Below are 22,251 nucleotides of genomic sequence, written 5' to 3'. Positions count from 1 at the left end.
GTCAGGGCGCGTCGTCCTGGCCGGTCATGGGCTGGGCCGAGGCCGAGGAGCGGACCGTGAACGACCCCAGCCCCGGCAGGATCCCCAGGAAATGGGAGTCCACCGTGAGCTGCACCTCGACCGTCACCTCGTCCTCGTCGGCGTCGCAGCCGCGCCCGGTCACGTTGTCGCCGTAGTCCCCCACGAACGCGCAGGCCGCCGCGCGGGCCCGGCCCGGGTCCAGGATCGGCTCGCCCGTCTCGCGGAGGCGGGCGTCGTCGATCTCGTCGGCGCCCGCGCGGGCCGCCTGCTCGGCGATGTCGGCGGCGCGCTGGCGGGCGTGGATGGCCAGCCCGCCGTCCACCAGCAGGCCCGCGAGGACGAAGACGATCGGGGTGAACAGCACCACGTACAGGCTGGCCGCGCCGCGGTCGCGGTCCGGTTCCCGGCTCATCGGCCGTCACCTCCCGGCGGGGTGTCGACGCCGTCGGTGCCCCGGTAGGTGTAGGTGTCGATCGGGGCCAGGGCGCGGCCGGTCAGCGTCTTGCTGCCCGGCAGTCCGATGAACGCCAGGTCGCCCAGGTCCACGTCGCAGGTGATGGTCACGGCCACGCGCCCGCCGGGGCCCCACGCGCCGGTGTCGGTGCTCACCCTCGGGCCGCCCGCGCACCAGCGGCTGGTCCGGAGGGTGGCGGCGGCCGCGTCCTGGGCCATGCCCTGCGCGCCGCCCGCGCTGCGCGCCACCGAGGCGGCGCGGGCCGCGTCGCGGGCGGCGCCGTCCATCTGGCTCTTGGCGTCCACCAGCCGGCCCGCCCCCGCCAGCAGCAGCAGGAACGCGACGAACAGCGGGGTGATCAGCACCATCTCCAGCGACATCGAGCCCCGGTCGTCCCGCGCGCGCATCAGCCCGCCCCCTCGCAGGCGGTGCCGGAGCCGACGTCGGGCCGGAAGCACTCGATCGGTCCCTCGGACCGCTGGGTGACGTGGAACGTCATGAACGGCACCACCCGTACCGCCTCGCCCCTGACCTCGACCCAGCGCTGGTCGCCGTTCTCCCCGGCCCGCACGCGCAGGCCCGTCAGGAGGTTCGCGCCGATCTGGCGGACGTCGCCGGTCGCCTTCGCGACGGCCTGGTCCTGCCAGCCGCCGCCGTCGGGCTGGGTGCGGGCCACGCGCGCGCCCGCCTGCGCCGCCGCCAGCGCGACGTGCCGGGCGTGGTAGACCATCGCGAACTGCACCACCAGCAGCAGCGCCAGCAGCAGCACGGGCGTCAGGAGGGCCCACTCCATCGAGGACACCCCCTCGTCCCGGGGGCGGGAACGCCGACGCACCGCCGCTACCCCACGTTGATGCTGTTGGCCTTGTTGGTGACGATCCGGTAGATGATGCCGCCGACGGCGATCGCCAGCAGCGCCAGCAGGCCGGTGATGATCGCCCATTCGACGGCCGACGCGCCGGTGTCGTCGGCGGCCCCGTCGCGGAGCCGCCGGACCCGGGTGTCGAGCATCGCCTTGAGGTAGACCACGAGCGGGTCGTTCTGGGGGTTCACGGGGTTCTCTCCTTCGACTCGGTCGTCAGGTGGACATGATCCGTATCAGGGCGGGATAGACCAGGAAGAGCAGGAAGCCGAGGCACAGCAGCATCTGCGCGATCAGCATGCTCTGGGAGCGTTCGCCCGCCTTGCCCTCCAGTTCCGAGATCTCCCGGCTGCGCATCGACGCGGCCCGGGCCGACAGGGACTTGCGGATCTGGGCGCCGTCGTCGGCGACCAGGGCCAGCGCGCCCGCCAGATCGCTGAGCTCGGCGATGTCCAGCTCCTCGCCCAGGCCGCCCAGGGCCTGCCAGGGAGTCTGACCGGTGATGCGGGCGTTGGCCAGGGCCTCGTGGATGCGCTGCATCGCCCAGCCGTCGCCGACGCCCGCGGCCGTCTGCAACGCCTCGGGGACGCCGCGCCCGCCCGCCAGGTTCATCGAGACCAGGTCCAGGAACGCGCCGACCACGTGCCGGAAGTCCTGGCGGCGCTCCTTGGCCTCCTGGCGCAGTTGCATGTCGGGGATGAAGAAGAACAGCGCGGCCAGCAGCAGGCAGACCCACACCGGGAACTGGAGGGACGCGCCGAACCCCAGCAGCGCGAAGTACCCCGCCATCAGCGGGATGAACAGCAGCGCGGCGGCGGGCAGCAGGAACTTCGTCGCCAGGAACCCCTCCAGCGACCGGTCGGTGATCGCCAGGTCGGCGCGGACCGACCGCAGCTTCCAGCCCCGCTGCTCGGCGAGGGCGGCCAGCGGCCGGCCCACCCGGGCGCGCAGGCCGCCGACCCTCTCCAGGCGCGGGGACACGCGGCGGGCGTTCTCCTGGCCGCGGCGGCGGGCCGCGTCGAACGCCGCCAGCCGCGCCGCGAGCCCGGGGCGCGGCGGGAACAGCGCGCGGTACAGCAGGTAGAGGCCGAGTCCGACGACCGCGCCGGCGAGCAGCGGACCGTTCACTGGCGTCCCCCTCCCCCCGCGTCCATGGTGTGGCGGCCGCGCAGCGCGCGGCCCTGCCAGCCCGCGACCGTCGAGGGGACCTGGCCGGGGACGCCGGGCCGGTCGGCGTTCCCCCCGGACAGGAAGCGGGCGGGCATCTCGTGCCGGGCCAGGCGGCGCAGCCACAGGAACGCCCCCGCGTACAGGGCGATCACCACGCACAGCACGAGCTGCCCGAGGAGGTCGTCGTAGGGCTCCACGTAGGAGTGGTTGAACACCGCCAGGCCGAGCGCGGTGCCGACCGACACCCCGACGACGATGCGGACGCTGCGCCGCGTCGAGCGCCGGTCCGCCTCCACCCGGCGCCGCATGTCCAGCTCCGCGCGGGCCGACCCCGCCAGCGCGCCCAGCATGTCGCGCAGGCCCGGACCGCGCAGCCGGGCGTTCAGGATCAGGGCGGCGATGACCAGGTCGGCGGACGGGTCGTCCAGGTCGTCGGCGAAGCGGCGCAGCGCGTCGGGCATCGGGACGCGCGTGTGCAGGCGGTCCACCAGGTCGCTCAGCGGGCGTTGCAGGGCGGGCGCGGCGGCGCGCAGCGAGGACGGGATCGCCTGCTCCAGGCCGACCGCGCCGGCGATGGTGTCGCGCAGCGACTCGGTCCAGGCGGCCAGGGCCTCCAGCCGGGCCATGCCGCGGCGCTCCTCGGCCGCGCCGCCCGCCAGGCCGTTCCAGCCGAGGACGAGGACGGCGGTGCCGATCGCGGCGATCGGCCAGCGCGTGAAGACCAGCACCAGGACGCCGGCCATGCTCGCCAGCGCCGCGCGGGTGGTGAGCGTCTGCACCAGGCCGCGGCGGGACCGGCCGGGGCGGCCGGGCCGGACGGGCATCCCGCGCAGCGCCAGCACCAGCAGGACCACGCCGCCGCCCGCGAGTCCCCCGGCGAGGATCGCGAGCATGACGTCGGGCGCGTTCACCAGGCACCGGCCCCGTCGTAGGCGGTGTCGTAGCCGAACTCGGCCAGCTCGTCGGCGCAGGAGATCGGCGCGGCCGGGACGGCGGCGCCGTCGGGCCCGAGCGCGAACACCTCCGACGACAGCACGCGGCCGTCGCAGCCGGTCACCTCGCGGACGCTGGCGACGTACCGCCGCAGCCGCCCGCCGGTGGCGTAGTCGTTGCGCTTCTGGATGAACACCACGAAGTCGATCGCCCCGGCGATCAGCATGTGGGTGGCCTCGACGGGCAGGCGCTCCTCGGACTGGATCGCGTAGGTGGCGATGCGGTTGAAGACCTCCATGGAGGAGTTGGCGTGGATGGTCGACAGGGAGCCGTCGTTGCCCTGCGTCATCGCGTTGAGCATGGTGACGATCTCGTCGCCGAGGACCTCGCCGACGATGACGCGGGAGGGGTTCATGCGCAGCGAGCGGCGGACCAGCTCGGCCATGGAGATCGCGCCCTGGCCCTCGGAGTTGGGCAGGCGCTGCTCGAACGCGACGCAGTTGGGGTGCAGTTCGGGGAAGGCGTCCAGGCCGAGTTCCAGGGCGCGTTCGACGGTGATGAGGCGTTCGTTCGGGGGGATCTCGTTGGCGACGGCGCGCAGCAGGGTGGTCTTCCCGGCGTTGGTCGCCCCGGCGATCATGATGTTCTTGCGGGCGAGGACGGCGGCCCGCAGGAAGCGGCCGACCTCCGGGGTGAACGTGCCGGTGCCGACCAGGTCGGACAGGAACACCTTGCCCAGGCGGGCGCGGCGGATCGACAGCGCGGGCCGGACCGTGACGTCCATGACGGCCGAGAGCCGGGAGCCGTCGGGCAGCCGCAGGTCGAGCTGGGGGTTGGCGGTGTCGAACGGCCGCGACGACAGGCCGCTGTAGGCGGCGAGGATCTGGATGAGCTCGACCAGCTCCTCGTCGGACTCGGCGACCGGCTCGCCCATGACCTCGCGGCCGTCGGCGTAGCCGACGAACACGCGGTCGCAGCCGTTGATGTCGATGTTCTCGATCTCGGGGTCCTCCAGCAGGGGCTGGAGGCGGCCGACGCCGAACAGCGCGGCGTGGACGCCCGCGGCGAGGGCCTCCTCCTCCTCGGCGTTGGGGGGACGGCGACCGGCGGTGATCTCGCCGCGCGCGTACTCCTCCAGGACCTGGCCGATCAGGGCGCGGGCGAACTGGCGCTCGTCCTCGCCCGACATCGGCGGCAGGCCGTGGGCGGCGTCGAGGCGGCGCTGCTGGGCGAGGCGGTCGCCGACCTCCTGGCGGAGCCGTTTGACCAGGCCGTGGTCCATCTAGCGCCTCCCCTCCAACTCGGGCTCGGGTCGCGCCCCGGGCTGCGGCGCGGCGGGGCGCGCGGCCAGGCGGCCGACGAGCGTCGCGGCGACCTCGCGGGCCGAGCGGATCAGCAGCGACCGGTCCAGCCGCCCGCCCCACTGGCCCGACAGCAGCTCCGCGCCCTTGGGGTCCAGGGCCAGGCCGCCCAGCACGGTGACCGGCGCGGGCGGCGGGCCGGACGCCGACGCCTCGGCGCGCAGGCGCTGGTGGGCGCCGGCGACGATGCGGTCCACCTCGGCGATCGAGGCGCGGTAGTCGCGGGGGTCGGCCAGCACGATCACCCCGATCGGCGGGCCGCCGCGCAGCTCGGTGGCCAGGACGGCGAGACGTTCGCGCAGGTGGGCGACTTGTTCCAGGGTCGCGCGGGTGAACAGCACGACCAGGTCGGCCTCCCGCATCAGGTCGATGAGGGGGGTGCCGGCGCCGAGCCGCCCGCAGTCGGCGAGCACGTCCACCGGGTCCAGCCCGGCGAACGCGCGGGCCAGCGGCCCCCACAGCCAGGTCATCCCCTGGGCCTGCTCGGCGCCGGTGATGCCGACCAGGACGTCCAGGCCGCCGACCAGGCGCTGGCAGTGCTCGGCGATCTGGTCGGGGCGCAGGCCGCGGCGGGCGGTGGCGGCGAGGCTGAGCAGGCCGCGCGCGGGGTTGAGCATGGCCGTGCCGCCGCCCGTGCCGCCGCCCGTGCCGTCGTCCGGGGCGGCGGCGGGCAGGCGGTAGACCAGGTCTCCGCCCGCCTGGTCGCATTCGGCGACCAGCACCGGGCGCGGCCACACCGCGCCGAGCGCGACGGCCGCGGTGGTGACGCCCGGCGCGCCCTTGTCCGCCGCGAGCGCGATCAGTGCCACTGGTTCAGTTCCCGCCTGGTCCGGGGGACGGGGTGCCGTCCGCGGGGGTGGTGCCGGGGCTCTGCCCGCCGCTGCCGGGGCGGGCGGGCTTCTCGTCGGTGGCGGGCGGCGTCCCGGAGCCGGGGGTCACCCGCGTGCCGTCGGGGATCAGCGCGACGGCGACCGCCCCGGCGGAGGCCGCCTGGGTGAGCTGGGCGACCTCGCCGGGCGGGACGGCGACGTCCAGGGTGGTCTGGTCGTCGCGGATCCGGCTGCCGCCGCCCGGCTGGTGGATGTTCACGATGATCGCGTCGGTGGACAGGACCGTGCCGGGGCGCGGGCCGCTGTTGTTGTTGCCGCCGCCGACCGCGTAGAGGCTGACGTGCCGGTTGACCGCCAGGTCCCTGGTGGCGGGGAGCTGGCCCGGCTTGAGGGCGAGGCCGACGACGAGGCGGCCCCTGTGGGCGGCGCTGTTGCGGCTGACCATGCTGTTGGTGAGCAGCGTGTCCGGGGACAGCGGGACGAGGGCGTAGTTGCGGGCGACCTCGGAGCGGTGGGACCAGTTGATGTACGGGACCCCGGTGTCGCCGATCTGCACCTCCCGCATGGCGCCGGCGGGGATCTGCTGGCCCGCCGCGACCGGCTGCGTGATCATGATCGCCGAGACCCGCTGGCCGCTGGCCATCACCAGGTAGGCGCTGGTCAGCGCGCCGCCGAGAATGAGCAGTACGGCGAGCGCGGCGAGCGCGGGCTTGCGTTCGCGGGGCGCGACGGGGAGTCGCTGCCCGCCCCCGGAACCCAGCCCGGAGCCCAGCCCCGGCTGCCCGGATCCCGGCCGGGAGTTGGTGACACCGCCCCTGACGGCCGACTGGTCAGACTTCATCGCGCTGGCCACGTGCTCCTTCCCCGCCCCTCGGGAGCCGCCGTTCACCGCGAGATCCCGAAACACCGAGCGATCCATGCTTGCGGGGGGCGCGACGTCGCGTCAATGGATTCGGTGAGGTGAAGCCGTCCCGTGACCCGCCGTGTCCGGAGGGACCGCCCTGACCAGGGTTTTCGCCGGCCACTTGGACTCTGACGAACGGTCACACGAATCACTGACACGGACGAATACGGACAGATTGATATGGGCGTTATGTCCGTTCCATTCGACCCGAATCGCCGGTGTCTCCGCAGGTCAGGTCGTGGATCGCCGGTAGCGGCCCGATTCCGTCGGCACGGGTAATTAAGCTGTCCCGCACGGCGCGCGCACGAGGTCGCGGAACGGACGGGCAGGCGGCGCCGACGGCCCCAGACCCCGGGACATCGCGATCGATACGGAGGCTCGCATGCGGATCTCGTGCACGGCGCTGACCGCGCGGGGGCCCCGGGACATCGTGATCGACCTGGACTCCGGCCAGACGGTCGGGGAGGTCGCGCACGCCCTCTTCCGCGCGCTGGACGACGACGCGCCCGCGGCCGCGCGGGCGCCGGGACCGGCGACCGGGCCCTCCGGCGTTCCCGGGCCGCGCTTCACCAAGCAGGCGCTCGCGACCGCGACGCGCGCCCGCGACAGCGCCGGGGCGGGGCGGCGGGCGCTGTGGCTGGACGGCCGGATGGTCGACCCGCAGGCCCTGGCGGCCAAGGAGCTGCGCGACGGCGCGGTGGTCGCGCTGGACCGGCGGGCCGCCGCCGCGACCCTGCAGGGCGAGCCGACCGGCCTGGTGGAGGTGCGGGTCGTGTCCGGGCCCGCCGCCGGGTCGGTGCACCGGCTCGGGCTCGGCGACAGCACCCTCGGGTCGGGGTCGCCGGGATCGGGCTCGGGCGCGGACATCACGGTGGACGACCCGGGGATCCCGGCGCGCGCGCTGCGGATCACCGTGGGGCGGGACCGGGTGGAGGTCGCGCCGGTCGAGCAGACCCGCGCCTGGCTGGACGGGACGGAGCTGACCGGGCCCGCCGCCTGGCCGTCCGGGGGGATGCTGGCGCTCGGGTCGATGGTGCTGACCTGCGTTCCCAGCGGCGCGCCGGACACGCACCTGGAGCCGCTCCCCGAGGGCGGGCTGGCGTTCAACCGGCCGCCCCGGCTGCGGCCCGCCGCCCGGTCGCGGCGGCTGGAGGTCCCCAAGCGCCCCGAACGCAACCCCAAGGAGCGGCTGCGGCTGTTCGGGGCGCTGCTGTTCTCGGCGTTCGGGCTGGTCATGGCGTTCGCGTTGCAGCAGTGGTGGTGGGCGCTGTTCGCGCTGGCGTGGCCGGTGATGACGCTCGGCGAGTGGGTCGGCGACCGGATCCACGGCCGCAAGTCCTACAAGAAGGCGCTGAAGGAGTACCAGCGCAGGTCCGCCGAGTTCGGCGGCGAGCTGGACCGGCTGCGGCGGGAGGACGAGACCGAACGCCGCGCCGCGCACCCCGACCCCGCCGAGGTGCTGCTGACCGCGACCGGGCCCCGGCGGCGGCTGTGGGAGCGGCGCCGCGACGACGCCGACGCGCTGCACCTGCGGGTCGGGCTGGCCGACCTGCCCGCCCGGATCGAGCTGGTCGGGAACGACCCCGCCCCGGACGGCGAGGGCGGGGTCGAGATCCCCCGGTCGCGGATGGTGCCGGTGGCGCTGCCGCTGGCCGACCTCGGCGTGCTCGGGGTGTGCGGGCCGCGCGACGCGTCCCGGGGCCTGGCGCGGTGGCTGGTGGCGCAGGCGGCGGCGCTGCACAGCCCCCGCGACCTGGCGATCGTCGTGCTCACCGCCGACCCCGGCGCGGACGCCGACTGGAACTGGGTCCGCTGGCTGCCGCACTGCGCGCCGCGCGAGGGCGAGGAGTGCTCGGCGCTGGTCGGCACCGACCCCGAGTCGGTCGCGCACCGCGTCACCGAGCTGGCGATGCGCGTCACCGAACGGCGGCGCGCGGCGCAGGCGTCCTCGGCGTTCTTCGGGCGGGAGCGGCCCGCCGAGCACGCGCCCCACAACATCCTGGTCGTGCTGGACGGGGCGCGGGCGCTGCGGCGCGTTCCGGGCATGCCGATGCTGCTGTCGCGCGGCCCCGAGTACGGGCTGTACGCGATCTGCGTGGACGACGAGGAGCGGCTGCTCCCCGAGGAGTGCGCCGCCGTCGCCGCCTGGGACCCGGCGCGGCCCGCGACGGTGCGGCTGCGCGGCGAGGGCCTGGACGTGATCGGGCCGGTGCTGGCCGACCAGGTGTCGACGTCGTGGACGGACCGGATGGCGCGGGCGCTGGCGCCGGTGCGGGACGTGTCGCGCGAGGACGCCGGGGACGCGCTCCCCTCCGGCGCCCGGCTGCTGGACCTGCTGGACATGGGGACGCCGACCGCCGAGCACGTGCTGGAGGCGTGGGCGCGGACCGGCGGACGGACGACGCGGGTGCCGGTCGGGGTGACGACCGACGGCGTGTTCCACGTGGACCTGCGCGCCGACGGGCCGCACGGGCTGGTGGCGGGCACGACCGGGGCGGGCAAGTCCGAGCTGCTCCAGACGCTGATCGCGTCGCTGGCGGTGGCGAACCGGCCGGACGAGATGACGTTCGTGCTGATCGACTACAAGGGCGGGGCGGCGTTCAAGGACTGCGCGCGGCTGCCGCACACCGTCGGGATGGTCACCGACCTGGACGGGCACGCGACCGAACGCGCCCTGGAGTCGCTCGCCGCCGAGCTGCGGCGCCGCGAGGAGATCCTGCTCGACGCCGGGGCCAAGGACCTCGACGACTACAACGACCTGCGCGCCACCCGCGCCGACCTCCCGGTGGTGCCCCGGCTGACGCTGGTCATCGACGAGTTCGCCGCGATGGTGACCGAGCTGCCCGACTTCGTGGCCGGGCTGGTGGACATCGGGCGGCGGGGACGCTCGCTGGGCGTCCACCTGATCCTGGCCACGCAGCGGCCCGCCGGGGTCGTCACCGCCGACATCCGCGCCAACACCAACCTGCGGATCGCCCTGCGCGTCACCGACCCCGACGAGTCCACCGACGTGCTGGACGACGCGTCCGCCGCGCAGATCTCCAAGGCGACGCCGGGACGCTGCTACGTGCGTTCCGGGGCGTCGTCGCCGCAGGCGGTGCAGTCGGCGCGGATCGGGGGGCGGCGGCCGGGCGCCGCGGGGCGCTCGCCGGGCGCGGCGGTGCGGCCCCTGCCCTGGGCGGGGCTGGGACGCCCGGTGCCCGCGCCGCGCGAGCCGGGCGACGCCGAGCCGATGGTCACCGACCTGGCCGTGCTGGTGCAGGCGGTGGGCGAGGCGGCGCGCCGGGCCGGGATCGAGCGCCGGCCGTCGCCGTGGCTGACGCCGCTGCCGGAGCTGATCCGCCTGACCCCGCGCACGGCGGCGGGCGGGTCGGTGGTGGAGGTCCCGCCGATCGAGTTCGGGGTGACGGACCTGCCCGCGGTGCAGTCGCGGGAGCCGCTGACGCTGCCGCTGGCGGGCGGCGGCCACCTGTACCTGGCCGGGTCGCCGCGGTCCGGGCGCTCCACGGCGCTGCGCAGCGTCGCGGGGGCGCTGGCCGGGGCGTGCTCCCCCTACGACGTGCACCTGTACGCGATCGACTGCGGCGCGAACGCGCTGCTGCCGCTGGTGTCGCTGCCGCACTGCGGGGCCGTGGTCACCCGCGACCAGCTCGACCGCTGCGAACGCCTGCTGGCCGCGCTGTCGGCCGAGGTCGCCCGCCGCCAGCAGCTGCTGGCCGAGGCGGGCTTCGCCTCGCTGGCCGAGCAGCGCGCCGCCGTCGCCGCCACCGACCGGCTGCCGTGGATGGTCCTGATGCTGGACCGGTGGGAGGGGTTCACCGCGGCGTTCGAGCACTACGACTACGGCCGCCTGGTCGACCAGGTCCTGCGGCTGCTGCGCGAGGGCGCGGCGGTGGGGCTGCGCGCGGTGTTCACCGGGGACCGCTCGGGGCTGACCGGGCAGGTGTCCACGGTGTTCGACCGCCGCCTGATCCTGCGGATGGCGGACCCGAACGACTACGGCTACGCCGGGTTGCAGGACAAGCAGGTGCCCGCCGCGATGCCGCCGGGGCGGGCGCTGGAGGTGGTGGGTCCCGGCGTCCCGCCGCGCGAGTCGCAGATCGGCCTGCTGGGCGACGACCCGTCCGGGACGGCGCAGGTGTCGGCGTTGCAGGACATCGCGCGCGCGTGCGTGACGCGGTACGGCCGCCTCCCCCGCCGCCAGCGCCCCCTGCACGTCGACGAGCTGCCGGTCCGCGTGACCTACCGCGAGGCGATGGCGCTGGACCCCGACTTCCTGGCGCCGTCGCCGCTGTGGGCGCTGGTGGGCGTGGGCGGCGACACGCTGGCCCCGGTGGGCGTCGACCTGCTGAACGAGGGGCCGGGCTTCATCGTCGCGGGCCCGCCGCGTTCGGGCCGCTCGACGGCGCTGTGCACCGTCGTGCGCTCCCTGCTGGACCCGGCGGTGGGCGGCGGCCTGGTCCCGGTGGTCCTGGTCACCCCCCGCCGCTCGCCGCTGCGCGACCTGGCGGGGCTGCCCGGCGTCCTTAAGCACCTCACCGCCGACGCCGGGATCGAGGACCTGGAGGCGGCGATCGGCGACGAGCACCGCTACGCCGTGGTGGTGGACGACGCCGAGCTCCTCGACGAGACCGACCTCGACGACGCCCTGCGCGAGGTGCTGCGCACGGCCCGCGACGGCGAGCACGCGCTGGTCATCGGCGGCACGACCGAGGACCTCGGCCGGGGCTACCGGGGCTTCCTGGCCGACACCCGCCGCTCCCGCTCCGGCGTGCTGCTGTCGGTGGACAACCCCGACGACGGGGAGCTGTTCGGCCTGCGCCTGCCCCGCAACGCCTCGCTGGCCGGCCCGACGGGCCGGGGCCTGTTCGTGGCGACGGGCCTGACCACGCAGATCCAGGTGGCGCTTCCCCCGGGCGACGAGGACTGAACCCCGGGGCCGGATGGCAGGGCCAGATGACAGGGCCGGGTGACAGGGCCGGGCGTCAGCCGCCGAGGCGGAGGCAGGGCGTCCGGGCGCGGATGGTCAGGTCCCGGTCGTTCTCGCCGGGCAGCAGTTCGGTGCGGACGCCGTCGCCGTTCTCGAACGCGGCCTCGTGCCTGCGGCCGACCGCGTGGCGGCCCCGGGACAGGCGGTCCGCCACGCGGTCCACCAGGGCCTGGCCGCGACCGGTCCCGATCGTCGTCGTGAACTCCACGCGGCCGGTCCCGGCGGGCTCGGCCAGCCCGGTCCCGCGGCCGGCGTAGACCCAGCAGCCGCCGGGGCGCGGCACGCGGCGCACCTCCCCGGGCCCTCCCCCGGCCAGCCGCGCCGCCTCGTGCAGCTCGCTCCGGGCGCGGCGTTCCGCCTCCTCCCGGGGCAGCGGCGTGAGGCGGTCGGTGAAGGGGGCGTAGCGGCGTTCGGGCGCGTAGAGGTCGGGGGCGAGGCCCACCGCCCATCCCTGCGTCGCCAGGCCCGCCACCAGCCAGCCGCCCACCACCCCGGCCCCCAGCGCCCGCGGGCCGCGCGCCAGCAGCGCGACGCCGGTCCCGAGGCAGCCGGCGGCGCACCCGGCCGCGACCGCCAGCACCAGGCCGAGGGAGGGCGGCGGCGGCATCCACCGCCGGTCCGGGGCCGCCGCGACCCCGGCCGTCCACATCAGCAGCGGCGACGACAGCGCCCCGCACGCCACCGCCGCGAGCACGCCCCCGCCGACGCCCTGGCCGATCCGGCGCATCCCGCCTCCTTCGGACCGCGCCTCCCATCATGGGATGCCCCGCCGCGCGCCGCCACGTCCCCGCGCTTGGCAAAGCGGGCCCAACGGCCGTTCCAGGAGGCCCCGGCGGCGGTGCGCGCGCCGCCTCCGCCTGGGATGATCGGAAACGCAGGACGCGACGAACTGAACACCGCGGGAGGCGGAACACGGTGGTGGTCAAGACACTGGCCCCCAGGGACTACAACGAGGCCCTCCACGTCGGCCACTACTTCCGCCAGGGCGTTCCCGTGATCATGGATCTCACCGCGATGGCGAACGCGGAGGCCATGCAGCTCATCGACTTCGCGGCGGGACTGGTCGTCGGCCGGGGCGGCGACATGCAGCGCGTGGACACGAAGGTGTTCCTGCTGCTGCCGCTCAGCACCGCCAAGTCCGCCTGACGGGGGCCGCGCCACGCCACGGCGGCGGAACCGGGACGGTGGCCGTCCACCACCGGCATCGATGTCGCGATGGATGGCCGTGCTGCGGTCCGCACTCGGATGACTCCGTCATATGATCTCGTCATCTGGATGGTGACGGTGTCCTCCGCGGAGGGCGGCGCGAGGGGGACGGGTTGGTCAGGCGGAGCAGGGCGGAGCAGCAGGAGCACAACCGGCGGCTCGTGCTGGCCGCCGCGCTGGAGGAGTTCACCGAACGCGGGTTCCGCGCCACGAAGATCGACGACATCGCCGAACGGGCGGGGCTCACGCGCGGCGCGGTCTACTCCAACTTCCCCGGCAAGCGCGCCCTCTACTTCTCGGTCCTCGCCGACCTCGCCGAGCGGCCCACCGAGCCGGTCCCGGCGGGCACGGACGTGCGCGAGGCCCTGGCGGCGTTCGCGCGGGCGCGGCTGGCCGGGCTGCCGCTGACGGTCGGCGACCAGCACCGGCTGGGCGCCGACCTGGTTCCCGAGATCCTCGCGCAGGAGCCGTCACGGCAGGCGTACGCGCAGCTCATGAAGGTGAGCGCGCTGCTGCTCGGGCTCGCGCTGGAGCGGCTGCGGCCCTACGCCGGGCGGCTGGTGCCCCTCGCGGAGACGGTGCTGACGACCCTGCACGGGGCCGAGCAGCTCACGTCGGCCGCGCCCGGTTTCGTGGAGCCGTTCGACGTGGTCGGCGCCTGCGCGCAGCTCGCCGGCCTGGACCTGGCCGGCGGCTGGCCCCCGGCGCACCTGGACTTCGCTCCCCCGGCCCGGCCCGCCGACGATCCGTGGCGGCCGCCGCCCGCCCTCGACGCCGTGACCGACGCCCCGGCCCCCCTGGGGGAGGACGGCGTGGTGCTGGTCCTGGGCCTGCACCGGCTGGAGGCGGTCGAGGAGGCGGTGCGGGCCGGGGGCGCGCCGGTGACGGCCGTGCTGGTCAGCGGCCGGCCCGCCGAGCTGGGCCCGCTGGCGCGGCTGGTGGTGGCGGACCTGTGCCGGTGCCTGCGCCAGGCGTTCCCGTCGAAGGCGTGGCCGCGGCTGCGGCTGGTCCACGACCCGTCCGGCGAGGTCGCGCGGGCCGCCGGGGTGACCGCCGTCAGCGATCTGACGGAGACGGCGCTCCAGGTGCGGTCGAACCGGATCACCGGACGCGCCGAGGGCCGGGGCGCCTGCCACTCCGTCGCCGCCCGCTGAACGCGCCCGGACCGCGATTGAATGGCTCGTTCCGCCATAACCTGCGCATTTACTCTCGGTAAGGCGGCGCGCCTTTCCGTGATCATTCCGTCGGCGCGGAAAGGCGCGATTCGGCGCGGCGACGGGACGGAACGAGAGCGGGCCCCGGCCTCGGGGGGATGGGCCGGGACCCGCGGTCCATGGGAGGCGGCGTGATCAGCGCGTGGCGGCCTCGATGTTCTGCTGGGAACGCTTGATGTCCTGGCTGCCCTGCTCCAGGGCGATCGCCATCTTGTCGAACGCGGTCTTGGCCTCGGCCCAGGCGGCGCGGAAGCGCTCGGCCCCGGGGCCCCACCAGATCTCGCTACTGGAGACGGTGCGGCCGTTGAGGTCCTTGATGAGGGCGTCGAGGTTACGCGAGTGCTTGCTGAACATCCGGGACAGGTCCTCCAGCGCCGCGATGTTGGCGCCGCGCTTGTCACCGCTCATAGGGTCGACCCTTTCGTCGCGTGGAACGGTCGAGGTCTTGCCGCACTCCGTATTGGTGCATCAGCCTACGCCCCACCGATCACAAGAATCCAGAAGGTGTGCCGGATCGTGATGTGCGTTCGGGCGCATTACCGGCGCTACGGACTGGCCGGATATGGCCATCGAGTGGGGGCGCGACAATCATCGTCACTCTCCGCATCTCCCTGACCACGTTTATTACTCTGCGTCAATTCGGCCGCCGGGCGGTCAGCGCGCCGGCGACTCGTCGGGGTCGTTGATCGGGCGGGCCGCCGGGTCCAGCACGCGCTCGCGCACCAGCACCAGCTCCTCGCCGCGCTCCCGGAAGTCGAACCCGCGCCGCACCGACTGGGTGACCGCGCCGGTGTCGTAGCGGACCTCGGTGTGCTCGACCGCCTCCAGCGTGATCAGGTCGCCGACGCGCACGGTCCGCCGCGCGGCCAGGCGGGTGCGGGCCTCGGTGAACGCCGGCCCGCCCGCCACCGGGGCGCGGTTGCGGGTCTCCAGCTCGCGGACGGCGCGCTCCTGCCTGCGGACCAGGTCCGGGGAGATCCGCACGCCCAGCACCTCGACGGGCGGGCGCTGCTCGGCGGGGCGGCGCGGGGCGACCAGCGCCCTGGACCGGGTCTCCACCAGCGCGCGGGCCGCCGCCGTGAGCTGGACGGTGGTGTCGGGGCCCACCGGGGACCGGGTGACCGGGCTCGCCGCCGTGGGCAGCGCGACGCAGGCGACCAGGACGAACGCCATGCCGAGGGGGGTCCGCAGATGCCGCAATGATGCTCCCGCTCTCGCGTTGATCAGTGGCGAACATACACCGGGCGTTCACCGCGGAACAGTCACCTGGCGGACACCCTAGAATGGGAATGAAAACTGTTTTCATCCGGTTGACGAGGGTGTCCGCAACGACGACGTCCGTGGTCACACGGACACCGGGAGGTCATGATGAAGAAGAACATCCACCCCGAGTACCGTCCCGTCGTGTTCCGCGACCCGGGCGCGGACTTCGCGTTCCTCACCCGCTCGACGGCCACCAGCGACAAGACCATCGAGTGGAGCGACGGCAACACCTACCCCGTCGTGGACGTGGACGTCTCCTCGGCCAGCCACCCGTTCTACACGGGCCGCTCGCGGGTGATGGACACGACCGGGGCGGTGGAGAAGTTCAACCGCCGCTACGGCCGCTGACACCGGTGGCGCCGACGCCCCGCGCGAGTCCCCGCGCGGGGCGTTCGACGTTCCCGCAACCCCCTGACGTGCGGAGTATCCCTCTATAAGGAGGGGCTTACGTCTCGGGTCCCCTCCGGTTATCTAGACTGCGGTCCGAGGTTGAGGGAGGAGACCCACGTGCGCAAGGTCCTGATCGCCAACCGCGGTGAGATCGCGGTCCGCATTGCCCGCGCCTGTCGTGACGCCGGGTTGGCCAGTGTCGCGGTGTACGCCGAGCCGGACCTGGACGCCCTGCACGTGCGGGTCGCCGACGAGGCGTACGCGCTGGGCGGTTCGACGGCGGCCGACAGCTACCTGGACATCGACAAGATCCTGAAGATCGCCACCGAGTCGGGCGCGGACGCCGTCCACCCCGGCTACGGGTTCCTGGCCGAGAACGCCGACTTCGCCGCCGCCGTGGAGAACGCCGGGCTGACCTGGATCGGCCCGCCCCCGTCCGCGATCATCGCGCTGGGCGACAAGGTGCAGGCCCGGCACATCGCGCAGAAGGTCGGCGCGCCCCTGGTGGCGGGCACCAAGGACCCGGTGTCGGGCGCCGAGGAGGTCGTGGAGTTCGCGCGCGAGCACGGCCTGCCGATCGCGATCAAGGCGGCGTTCGGCGGCGGCGGGCGCGGCCTGAAGGTGGCCCGCACCCTGGAGGAGGTGCCCGAGCTGTACGAGTCGGCGGTGCGCGAGGCCGTCGGCGCGTTCGGGCGCGGGGAGTGCTTCGTCGAGCGGTACCTGGACAAGCCCCGGCACGTGGAGACCCAGTGCCTGGCCGACAAGCACGGCAACGTCGTGGTGGTCTCCACGCGCGACTGCTCGCTCCAGCGCCGCCACCAGAAGCTGGTGGAGGAGGCCCCGGCCCCGTACCTGACCGACGAGCAGGTCGGGCTGCTGTACTCCTCCTCCAAGGCCATCCTGCGGGAGGCCGGGTACGTCGGCGCGGGCACCTGCGAGTTCCTGGTCGGCCAGGACGGCACGATCTCGTTCCTGGAGGTCAACACCCGGCTCCAGGTCGAGCACCCGGTCACCGAGGAGGTCGCGGGCGTCGACCTGGTGCGGGAGATGTTCCGGATCGCCGACGGCGAGGAGCTGGGCTACGGCGACCCGGCGCTGCGCGGCCACTCGATCGAGTTCCGCTTCAACGCCGAGGACCCCGGCCGCAACTTCCTCCCCGCCGTCGGCACGCTGACCCGGTGGCAGCCGCCGTCCGGGCCGGGCGTGCGGCTGGACGCGGGGTACGTGGAGGGGCAGACCGTTCCGCAGGCGTTCGACTCGCTGGTCGCCAAGCTGATCGTCACCGGCGCGACGCGGCGGCAGGCCGTCGAGCGGGCCCGGCGGGCGCTGGACGAGTTCGTGGTGGAGGGCATGCCGACGGTGCTGCCGTTCCACCGCGTGGTGCTGGACGACCCGGCGTTCGTGCCCGCGGACGACGACGAGCCGTTCACCGTGCACACCCGGTGGATCGAGACCGAGTTCGACAACCGGATCCCGCCCTACCAGGCCCCCGTCGAGGACGAGGCCCCGGCCGACGAGCGCGAGGCCGTGACCGTCGAGGTCGGCGGCAGGCGCATCGAGGTCACCCTGCCGGCCGGGCTGGGCGCGTCGGCGGGCGCCGCCGCGACCGCCGGGAAGCAGGCCCCGGCCAGACGGCGCGGCGGCAAGAAGGGCGGCGCCGCCCAGACGTCGGGCGACTCGCTGGTCTCCCCCATGCAGGGCACCATCGTCAAGATCGTGGCGGCGGACGGCGCGACGGTCGCGGCGGGCGACACCGTCGTGGTCCTGGAGGCCATGAAGATGGAGCAGCCGCTGACCGCGCACAAGGCGGGCACGATCACCGGCCTGTCGGCCGAGGTCGGCCAGACCGTCTCCAGCGGCGCGGCCATCTGCGAGATCAAGGACGCCTGAGCCCTCCGCCGAACGCCCCGGACCCGTGGCGGGCCCGGGGCGTTCGGCGTTCAGGAGCGCAGGGCGGCCGGGGCCTCGTCGGCCTTCGCGCGCAGGAAGGACGGGCAGAGCCAGGACTCCAGGGGTTCGCCTCCCTCCTCGTGCCGCCGCCACCGGTGGGCGCGGCGGCCCAGCGGCGTCCCCAGCCAGGCGGCGGTGGGGAGGTAGTCCTCGAAGTGGCCCAGCCGGGGATGCGCGGCGTGGTCGCAGGGGCGGGCGGACGGCAGGTCGCTGACCTCGCCGAGCGCGGCCGTCAACGGCGCGGCGGCGTCGGCGGGCAGGCCCTTCCCCTCCAGCGCGGACGCGATGATCATGATCCCGAGCGGCCGGGCCGGGGCGGACGGGGCCGCCGGGTCGGCGCGCGGGCCGGCGACGCACCGCCCGATCAGTTCGGCGTGGCCGGCCGCCCGGTCCTCGGCCGCGGCCCTCCAGGACGCGACCAGCGCGCGCTACTTCTCGGGAGAAGAAGGCCCAGAAGGGGTAGAAGCGGAAGAGACGGGGATGTCGGTCACGGGGGGTACGACGCCCGGATGATCATTCCGGTTCCGGATGACACGGCACGGAACGGACGCCAGCCCTCGATCGTCTTACCCGGTGAGGAGGCGCATGTCACCATGACCACCCAACTCCGCTTCTCACGGACGGTCCGCGCCGCGGTGGTGGCGGTGCTGCTGGCCGTCGTCGCCGTGCTGTCGCTCGGGCTGGCCGCCCCCGCCGGGGCGGACGACAACTCCACCACCATCGCCAACGCGCTGCGCCAGTCCCGGCTGTACGTCACGGCCGACGTGCGCTCGTCGGTCTCCGCGGCCGACCAGACCCGGATGCGGCAGGCCCTCGCCTCGGCGCGGGACGCCGACGTCCGCGCCGTCGTGATCAACAACGGCATCGGGGAGAGCCGCACCCGGGCGATGCTCGCCGACGTCGCCAAGCGCACCCGCAACGCCGACACCTACGTGGCCGTCTCGGCCGACGGGCAGCGGATCTCCGCGGTGTCCCGGACGCTGAACGGCTCGGAGATCGACCGGCTCACCGGCCAGGGCACGGCCGGGGCGTCGGCGGCCGACCAGCTCGTCGGGTTCGTCGACCGGGCCGAGAGGCAGGCCGACGACCGGTCGCGCGGCGGCATGGTCGGGATGTTCGTGACGCTCGGCGTGCTGATCCTGATCGTCGCCGGGACGCTCGGCGTGTACCTGGTGGTCCGGCGGCGCACCCGGGAGCGCGAGGCCCGCGAGATGGCCGAGCTCAAGAAGGGCGTCGAGGAGGACGTCACGCTGCTCGGCGAGGACATCGCGCGCCTGGACCTCAACGTCCTGGACAAGGGGCTGGCCCCCGAGGTCCGCGACGACTACGAGAAGGCCATGAACTCCTACGACGCCGCCAAGCGGGCGACCGACCGGGCCGCCCGGCCCGAGGACATGCGGGCCGTCACCGAGGCGCTGGAGGACGGCCGCTACCGCATGGCCGCGACGCGGGCGCGGCTGGCCGGGGAGCCGGTGCCCGAGCGCCGCGCCCCCTGCTTCTTCAACCCGCAGCACGGCCCCTCGGTGAAGGACGTGGTGTGGGCCCCGCCGGGCGGCGTGGCGCGGTCGGTCCCGGCCTGCGAGGCCGACGCGGAGCGGGTCATGAGCGGGCTGAGCCCCGACGTGCGGATGGTCCCCTACGGCGACGGGCGGCGCCCCTACTGGGACGCCGGGCCCGCCTACGCGCCCTACGCGGGCGGCTACTACGCCTCCTACGGCGGGATGGACCTGCTCAGCGGCCTGATGATCGGCACCATGATCGGCTCGATGATGACGCCCATGCACTACGGCGGCGGCTTCGGCGGGGACTACGGCGGTGGCGGCGACGTCGGCGGCGGCTGGGACTTCGGCGGCTCCGACTTCGGCGGCGGCGGCGACTTCGGCGGGTTCTGACCCGCGCAGGAACACACGAGGGTGAGGTCCTTCCGCCGGCGGAAGGACCTCACCCTCTTCCGTCAGTAGGCGTGCTCGGTCATCAGGCGGCGGGCCGCCTCGGTGATCGAACCGGTCATCGACGGGTACACCGCGAACGTGTGGGCCACCTGGTCCACCGTCAGGTGCTGCTGGACCGCCATCGACACGCCCAGGATCAGCTCGCTGGCGCGCGGCGCGACGATCACGCCGCCCAGCACGATGCCGGTGGAGGGGCGGCAGAACAGCTTCACGAAGCCGTCCTCGAAGCCCTGCATCTTGGCGCGCGGGTTCGTGAACAGCGGCAGCATGACCGTGCGGGCGTTGACCTCGCCGGAGTCGATCATCTTCTGGCTGACGCCGACCGAGGCGACCTCGGGGTCGGTGAAGATGTTGGAGGACACCCAGCCGAGCTTGAGCGGCTGGACGGCCTCGCCGAGCGCGTGCCACATGGCGATGCGGCCCTGCATGGCGGCGACCGACGCCAGGTTCAGCACGCCGGTGCAGTCGCCCGCGGCGTAGATGTGCGGGACCGAGGTGCGCGACACCTTGTCGACGACGACCGTGCCCCACGACGACAGCTTGACCCCGGCCTTCTCCAGGCCGATGCCGCGGGTGTTGGGCACCATGCCGACGGTCATCAGGCAGTGCGAGCCCTCGACCTTGCGGCCGTCCTCCAGCGACACCACCACGCCGTCGCCGGTGTTCTCCACGGCGGAGGCGCGGGAGCGGGACATGACCTTCATGCCGCGCCGCATGAACACCTCCTGGAGCACGGCGGCGGCGTCGGCGTCCTCGGTGGGCAGGATCCGGTCGCGCGAGGAGACCAGCGTCACCTTCGAGCCGAGCGACAGGTACGCCCCGGCCAGCTCGGCGCCGGTCACACCGGACCCGACGACGACCAGCTCCTCGGGCAGCTCGGTCAGGTCGTAGAGCTGGCGCCAGTCGAGGATGCGCTCGCCGTCGGGCTCGGCGCCGCGCAGGACGCGGGGCGTCGCGCCGGTCGCCAGCAGGATGATGTCGGCGCGGATGTGCCGGTCGCCGACCGCGACGACGTGCGGCTCCACCAACCGCGCCTCACCCCGGACGATCTTGACTTCCTCGTAGGCGAGGCGTTCGGCCACGTCGAACGACTGGGCGCGGGCCAGCTCCCGCACCCGCTTGTTGACGGTGGCCAGGTCCGCCTCCAGGCCGCCGACGATGCCGTCGGGGCCGCCGCTGAACCGCAGGCCCAGCGCCGCCGACTCGCTCATGACGGCCATGCGGGTGGAGGTCGCGATGAGGGTCTTGGAGGGCACGCAGTCGGTGAGCACGCACGCGCCACCGGGACCGTCGCGTTCCACCACGGTCACGTCGGCGCCGAGCTGCGCCGCCACGAGGGCGGCCTCGTAGCCGCCGGGGCCTCCTCCGATGATCACAATGCGCGTCACGTGTCCATTGTTTCTCATGGACGGGAGTGACCTGGACGCGGTGTCCCGTCGGGGCCCGCCGGGTGCCGTACTCTTGGGCGGCGTGGCACTGTACGCGGCGTACGCCTCCAACATGGACCCCGAACAGATGGCGCTGCGGGCTCCGCACTCCCCCATGCGCGGAACCGGCTGGCTGGCCGGCTGGCGACTGACGTTCGGCGGCCAGGACCGGCACTGGGAGGGCGCGCTCGCGACCGTCGTCGAGGACCGGTACGAGCAGGTCTTCGTGGTGCTCTACGACGTCCCGGCCTGGGACGAGAAGGAGCTGGACGCCTGGGAGGGCGCGGCCCTCGGCGTCTACCGCAAGATCCGGGTGCGGGTGCAGACCCTGGACGGGGACCAGCTCTGCTGGCTGTACGTCCTGGACGACTACGAGGGCGGGCTGCCGTCGGCCCGCTACCTGGGGATCCTCGCCGACGCGGCCGAGGCGGCGGGCGCGCCGGACGACTACGTCAAGGATCTCCGCACCCGGCCCTGCGCGTCTCTGGGCGACTGAACCCCCAGGTAGTGTCGGTGCCGTGAGCAACGACGCTTTTGCACTGGCCGAGGACGCCGCCAAGGAGCTGCGCGCCCGGGCCGGTTCCGACTCCTTCGACGTCGCCCTGGTGATGGGCTCGGGCTGGGTCCCGGCCGCCGACGCCCTGGGCGGGACGGTCACCGAGATCACGGTGACCGATCTGCCGGGCTTCGCGCCGCCCGCGGTCGCCGGGCACGCCGGGAAGATCCGCGTGGTCGAGGTCGGCGGCCGCCGCGCCCTGGTGTTCCTGGGCCGCACCCACCTGTACGAGGGCCGGGGCGTGGAGCCGGTGGTGCACGGCGTGCGGACCGCGCTGGCGGCGGGCGTCGGCACCGTGGTGCTGACCAACGCGGCCGGCGGGCTGCGCCCCGAGCACCAGAAGGTCGGCGACCCGGTGCTGATCTCCGACCACCTGAACCTGACCGGCGCGAACCCGCTGACCGGCGCGAACTTCCTGGACCTGACCGAGGCGTACTCGGAGCGGCTGCGGGCGCTGGCCAAGGAGGCCGACCCGACGCTGGGCGAGGGCGTGTACGCGGCGTTCCGCGGCCCGACGTACGAGACCCCGGCCGAGATCCGCATGCTGCGCACCATGGGCGCCGACATGATCGGCATGTCGACGGTGCTGGAGACCGTCGCGGCCCGCGAGGGCGGCGCGGAGGTGCTGGGCATCTCCCTGGTCACCAACATCGGGGCGGGGCTGACCGGCGAGCTGCTCGACCACGCCGAGGTCCTGGCGGCGGGCAAGGCCGCGGCGTCCCGGATGGGCACGCTGCTGGGCACCGTGCTGTCGAAGCTGTAGGGGCG

Annotated in this window: 22 protein-coding genes; 8 read left to right on the top strand and 14 right to left on the bottom strand. The window is 74.6% G+C overall.

Features of this window, described 5'->3' with window-relative positions:
* Position 1: 1 nt before the first annotated feature.
* From HNR61_RS30685 to HNR61_RS30645, 9 genes are read right to left on the bottom strand one after another with little or no spacing between them, the layout of a single operon-like run.
* Positions 2-433, bottom strand: a complete 432-nt coding sequence (locus tag HNR61_RS30685) for a TadE/TadG family type IV pilus assembly protein (protein ID WP_182846635.1) — start codon at positions 431-433, stop codon at positions 2-4.
* Entirely contained in the window at positions 430-882 is a 453-nt protein-coding gene (locus tag HNR61_RS30680; protein ID WP_246443995.1) for a TadE/TadG family type IV pilus assembly protein, read from the bottom strand. The genes HNR61_RS30685 and HNR61_RS30680 overlap by 4 nt, the downstream gene beginning before the upstream one ends.
* On the bottom strand, positions 882-1,268 hold the full coding sequence (locus HNR61_RS30675; RefSeq protein WP_246443992.1) for a TadE/TadG family type IV pilus assembly protein: 387 nt from the start codon (positions 1,266-1,268) through the stop codon (positions 882-884). Before HNR61_RS30675 ends, HNR61_RS30680 begins: the two co-directional genes overlap by 1 nt.
* 47 nt (positions 1,269-1,315) lie before the next feature.
* Entirely contained in the window at positions 1,316-1,528 is a 213-nt protein-coding gene (locus HNR61_RS30670; protein ID WP_182846633.1) for a hypothetical protein, read from the bottom strand.
* Positions 1,529-1,553: 25 nt separating this feature from the next.
* Positions 1,554-2,465: a type II secretion system F family protein gene (locus tag HNR61_RS30665; protein ID WP_182846632.1), complete on the bottom strand. Its 912-nt coding sequence runs from the start codon at positions 2,463-2,465 to the stop codon at positions 1,554-1,556.
* Positions 2,462-3,418 (bottom strand): type II secretion system F family protein, encoded by a 957-nt coding sequence (locus HNR61_RS30660; RefSeq protein WP_312898170.1) that lies wholly within the window; start codon positions 3,416-3,418, stop codon positions 2,462-2,464. Before HNR61_RS30660 ends, HNR61_RS30665 begins: the two co-directional genes overlap by 4 nt.
* Positions 3,415-4,722: a TadA family conjugal transfer-associated ATPase gene (locus HNR61_RS30655; protein ID WP_182846631.1), complete on the bottom strand. Its 1,308-nt coding sequence runs from the start codon at positions 4,720-4,722 to the stop codon at positions 3,415-3,417. Before HNR61_RS30655 ends, HNR61_RS30660 begins: the two co-directional genes overlap by 4 nt.
* Positions 4,723-5,610 carry a hypothetical protein gene (locus tag HNR61_RS30650; RefSeq protein ID WP_182846630.1) on the bottom strand — a complete coding sequence of 296 codons (888 nt, stop codon included), beginning with the start codon at positions 5,608-5,610 and terminating at the stop codon, positions 4,723-4,725.
* Between the two features lie 4 nt (positions 5,611-5,614).
* Entirely contained in the window at positions 5,615-6,484 is an 870-nt protein-coding gene (locus HNR61_RS30645) for a hypothetical protein (RefSeq protein ID WP_182846629.1), read from the bottom strand.
* Positions 6,485-6,917: 433 nt separating this feature from the next.
* Here HNR61_RS30645 and HNR61_RS30640 point away from each other — a divergent pair, with 433 nt between their 5' ends.
* Positions 6,918-11,465 carry an FtsK/SpoIIIE domain-containing protein gene (locus HNR61_RS30640; protein ID WP_182846628.1) on the top strand — a complete coding sequence of 1,516 codons (4,548 nt, stop codon included), beginning with the start codon at positions 6,918-6,920 and terminating at the stop codon, positions 11,463-11,465.
* Positions 11,466-11,520: 55 nt separating this feature from the next.
* On the opposite strand, the gene HNR61_RS30635 is transcribed toward HNR61_RS30640, so the two are convergent.
* Complete coding sequence (locus HNR61_RS30635; RefSeq protein ID WP_182846627.1) at positions 11,521-12,252, bottom strand: hypothetical protein; 732 nt, start codon at positions 12,250-12,252, stop codon at positions 11,521-11,523.
* 188 nt (positions 12,253-12,440) lie between these two features.
* Here HNR61_RS30635 and HNR61_RS50135 point away from each other — a divergent pair, with 188 nt between their 5' ends.
* Positions 12,441-12,671: a cell division protein SepF gene (locus tag HNR61_RS50135; RefSeq protein WP_182846626.1), complete on the top strand. Its 231-nt coding sequence runs from the start codon at positions 12,441-12,443 to the stop codon at positions 12,669-12,671.
* Between the two features lie 173 nt (positions 12,672-12,844).
* Positions 12,845-13,885, top strand: a complete 1,041-nt coding sequence (locus HNR61_RS30625; protein WP_182846625.1) for a TetR/AcrR family transcriptional regulator — start codon at positions 12,845-12,847, stop codon at positions 13,883-13,885.
* Between the two features lie 195 nt (positions 13,886-14,080).
* Here HNR61_RS30625 and HNR61_RS30620 read toward each other — a convergent pair whose 3' ends face one another.
* Positions 14,081-14,353, bottom strand: a complete 273-nt coding sequence (locus tag HNR61_RS30620) for a WXG100 family type VII secretion target (protein WP_067826267.1) — start codon at positions 14,351-14,353, stop codon at positions 14,081-14,083.
* A gap of 246 nt (positions 14,354-14,599) precedes the next feature.
* Positions 14,600-15,145 (bottom strand): hypothetical protein, encoded by a 546-nt coding sequence (locus HNR61_RS30615; RefSeq protein WP_182846624.1) that lies wholly within the window; start codon positions 15,143-15,145, stop codon positions 14,600-14,602.
* Between the two features lie 168 nt (positions 15,146-15,313).
* Here HNR61_RS30615 and HNR61_RS30610 point away from each other — a divergent pair, with 168 nt between their 5' ends.
* Positions 15,314-15,556, top strand: coding sequence for a type B 50S ribosomal protein L31 (locus HNR61_RS30610; RefSeq protein WP_067826263.1), 243 nt, complete (start codon positions 15,314-15,316; stop codon positions 15,554-15,556).
* A 159-nt stretch (positions 15,557-15,715) separates the two neighbouring features.
* Positions 15,716-17,488, top strand: a complete 1,773-nt coding sequence (locus tag HNR61_RS30605; RefSeq protein WP_182846623.1) for an acetyl/propionyl/methylcrotonyl-CoA carboxylase subunit alpha — start codon at positions 15,716-15,718, stop codon at positions 17,486-17,488.
* Positions 17,489-17,538: 50 nt separating this feature from the next.
* On the opposite strand, the gene HNR61_RS30600 is transcribed toward HNR61_RS30605, so the two are convergent.
* Positions 17,539-17,841: a hypothetical protein gene (locus HNR61_RS30600; RefSeq protein WP_182846622.1), complete on the bottom strand. Its 303-nt coding sequence runs from the start codon at positions 17,839-17,841 to the stop codon at positions 17,539-17,541.
* 300 nt (positions 17,842-18,141) lie between these two features.
* Here HNR61_RS30600 and HNR61_RS30595 point away from each other — a divergent pair, with 300 nt between their 5' ends.
* Positions 18,142-19,440: a hypothetical protein gene (locus HNR61_RS30595; protein ID WP_182846621.1), complete on the top strand. Its 1,299-nt coding sequence runs from the start codon at positions 18,142-18,144 to the stop codon at positions 19,438-19,440.
* A gap of 62 nt (positions 19,441-19,502) precedes the next feature.
* Here the strand turns inward: HNR61_RS30595 and HNR61_RS30590 are convergent, their stop codons facing one another.
* Positions 19,503-20,888 (bottom strand): NAD(P)H-quinone dehydrogenase, encoded by a 1,386-nt coding sequence (locus HNR61_RS30590; protein WP_067826254.1) that lies wholly within the window; start codon positions 20,886-20,888, stop codon positions 19,503-19,505.
* An 82-nt stretch (positions 20,889-20,970) separates the two neighbouring features.
* Between HNR61_RS30590 and HNR61_RS30585 the strand changes: the two genes are divergently transcribed.
* Complete coding sequence (locus HNR61_RS30585; RefSeq protein WP_182846620.1) at positions 20,971-21,423, top strand: gamma-glutamylcyclotransferase family protein; 453 nt, start codon at positions 20,971-20,973, stop codon at positions 21,421-21,423.
* A gap of 22 nt (positions 21,424-21,445) precedes the next feature.
* The gene (locus tag HNR61_RS30580) at positions 21,446-22,246 is read left to right on the top strand and encodes a purine-nucleoside phosphorylase (RefSeq protein ID WP_182846619.1); all 801 of its coding nucleotides are present in this window, start codon (positions 21,446-21,448) and stop codon (positions 22,244-22,246) included.
* Positions 22,247-22,251: the final 5 nt, after the last annotated feature.

It is taken from the genome of Actinomadura kijaniata, assembly GCF_014138665.1.
Taxonomy (GTDB): domain Bacteria; phylum Actinomycetota; class Actinomycetes; order Streptosporangiales; family Streptosporangiaceae; genus Spirillospora; species Spirillospora kijaniata.
This window is presented reverse-complemented; position numbering and strand designations above follow the sequence as displayed.

Coding starts and splice junctions, on each gene's coding strand:
- HNR61_RS30685 (WP_182846635.1), bottom strand. CDS start 433: ATGAGCCGGGAACCGGACCGCGACCGCGGCGCGGCCAGCCTGTACGTG.
- HNR61_RS30680 (WP_246443995.1), bottom strand. CDS start 882: ATGCGCGCGCGGGACGACCGGGGCTCGATGTCGCTGGAGATGGTGCTG.
- HNR61_RS30675 (WP_246443992.1), bottom strand. CDS start 1,268: ATGGAGTGGGCCCTCCTGACGCCCGTGCTGCTGCTGGCGCTGCTGCTG.
- HNR61_RS30655 (WP_182846631.1), bottom strand. CDS start 4,722: ATGGACCACGGCCTGGTCAAACGGCTCCGCCAGGAGGTCGGCGACCGC.
- HNR61_RS30640 (WP_182846628.1), top strand. CDS start 6,918: ATGCGGATCTCGTGCACGGCGCTGACCGCGCGGGGGCCCCGGGACATC.
- HNR61_RS30635 (WP_182846627.1), bottom strand. CDS start 12,252: ATGCGCCGGATCGGCCAGGGCGTCGGCGGGGGCGTGCTCGCGGCGGTG.
- HNR61_RS30620 (WP_067826267.1), bottom strand. CDS start 14,353: ATGAGCGGTGACAAGCGCGGCGCCAACATCGCGGCGCTGGAGGACCTG.
- HNR61_RS30610 (WP_067826263.1), top strand. CDS start 15,314: ATGAAGAAGAACATCCACCCCGAGTACCGTCCCGTCGTGTTCCGCGAC.
- HNR61_RS30600 (WP_182846622.1), bottom strand. CDS start 17,841: ATGATCATCGCGTCCGCGCTGGAGGGGAAGGGCCTGCCCGCCGACGCC.
- HNR61_RS30595 (WP_182846621.1), top strand. CDS start 18,142: ATGACCACCCAACTCCGCTTCTCACGGACGGTCCGCGCCGCGGTGGTG.